Annotated in this window: 1 protein-coding gene; it reads left to right on the top strand. The window is 61.4% G+C overall.

All coding sequences use genetic code 11. The features are described 5' to 3' along the window. Positions 1–122 precede the first annotated feature (122 nt). Positions 123–1520 carry an IS1380 family transposase gene (locus INT40_RS20265; RefSeq protein WP_101573331.1) on the top strand — a complete coding sequence of 466 codons (1398 nt, stop codon included), beginning with the start codon at positions 123–125 and terminating at the stop codon, positions 1518–1520. Positions 1521–1693: the final 173 nt, after the last annotated feature.

The following is a 1693-nucleotide window of genomic DNA, read 5'->3' as shown; positions in this document are numbered from 1 at the left end:
CCTCGAGTTTTCATGATTAGGATCGACCGGATGGTGGACTGACAGAAGAAAAGTGCTCCTGACCAGGGATAATGGTGTTTGCGAAGACAACCAGAACCCGTTGGAAAAGGAGCACTCTCACAGTGAAGCCTACCCGCACCTATCCTCGCTTGCACGTCGATACCGCGCCCAGCAACGCCATCGGGCAAGCCGGCGGCATGTTGTTGACCGAAACCGTGCACACCAGCGGGATTGGCCACTACCTGAAGCAGGCATTGGCAGCGTGGAAGAAGCCCTTCGCCGTCCACGACCCCGCGAAGATCCTCACCGACATCGCCATCACCCTCGCACTCGGCGGTGACGCCCTCTCCGATAGCTCCGTCCTCCGCGACGAACCCGACCTCTACGGCCCAGTGGCATCGAACCCGACGATCACCCGCCTCATCCGCACCCTCGCCGCCAACGCCGATCGAGTACTGGCTGCTCTCAACACTGCTCGGGCGGCGGCCCGTGCCCGGGTGTGGGAACTCTCCGGGGCTCAGGCACCAAACCACGAGACAGATGCTTCGACTCCGCTGATCGTCGATATCGATGCCACCTTGGTCACCGCTCACAGCGAGAAGGAAGACGCGAAACCCACCTATAAGAAGGGATTCGGGTTCCATCCCCTGCTGGCGTTCATCGACCACGGAAGACCAGGCTGTGGCGAACCCGTTGCTGGGCTGCTGCGTCCCGGTAATGCGGGTTCGAATACCGCCGCCGACCACATCACACTGGTCAAAGAAGTTCTTGCTGGCCTGCCCGGCGGCAAGCCTCGTCCGGGGAAATCGGTCCTCATCCGCACTGATACTGCTGGCGGCACCCACGCTTTCCTGAACTTCCTCACCAGGAGGCGTCTGTCGTATTCGATCGGATTCATGCTGCCGACGACGATGCCCGACCTCTACCGCCAGCTGACGAAACTGAAAGCGTGGGAGCCGGCCTACGACACGAACGGCGATCCCCGTAAAGGGGCCGATGTTGCCGAACTCACCAGTGTCCTTGAACTCGATGATTGGCCGGACGGGATGCGAGTCATCGTCCGCCGTGAACGTCCCCACCCGGGTGCCCAACTGCGATTTGACGATGTCGACGGATACCGACTGACCGCGTTCGCGACGAACACGACCGGTGGCCAGCTGGCTGATCTGGAAGTCCGGCACCGCTGCCGGGCCAGATGTGAGGACCGGATCCGGATCGCCAAAGACACCGGGCTGCAAAACTTCCCACTCAAGGATTTCGACCAGAATCGGATCTGGTTGGCCATCGTCGCTCTTGCCGGTGATCTGCAGGCCTGGAGCGGACTGTTGGCCTTCGCCGATGATCAGATTCGCAGGTGGGAGCCGAAGAGACTGCGCATGCACATCTACACGGTGCCGGCCACGATCGCGAGGACCGCTCGCCGGGCCGTGGTGCATATGAAGAAAACTGCCCGGTTCGCTCAAGACATCGTCGCCGGCCTGAACCGACTGCGTACCTTGCCGGGACCCGAGCCGGGATAATCGTCCTGGTGTAAGTGTCCGTTCGAGTAGAGGAAACCACTGGGGGTTGGGTCCCCGCCGAACCGTGGCGAGACACGGTGGTCGCGTCATACCCGAATGGCACAATCGGAACCGAATGCGCTCCATAGCGCGAGAATCATGGGCGCGAGCCACACCATGAAAAATCGAGGCTA

It is taken from the genome of Brevibacterium sp. FME17 (assembly GCF_014897515.1).
Classification (GTDB): domain Bacteria; phylum Actinomycetota; class Actinomycetes; order Actinomycetales; family Brevibacteriaceae; genus Brevibacterium.
Note: the sequence above shows the minus strand (reverse complement) of the source record. Positions and strands in the feature narration are given on the sequence as shown.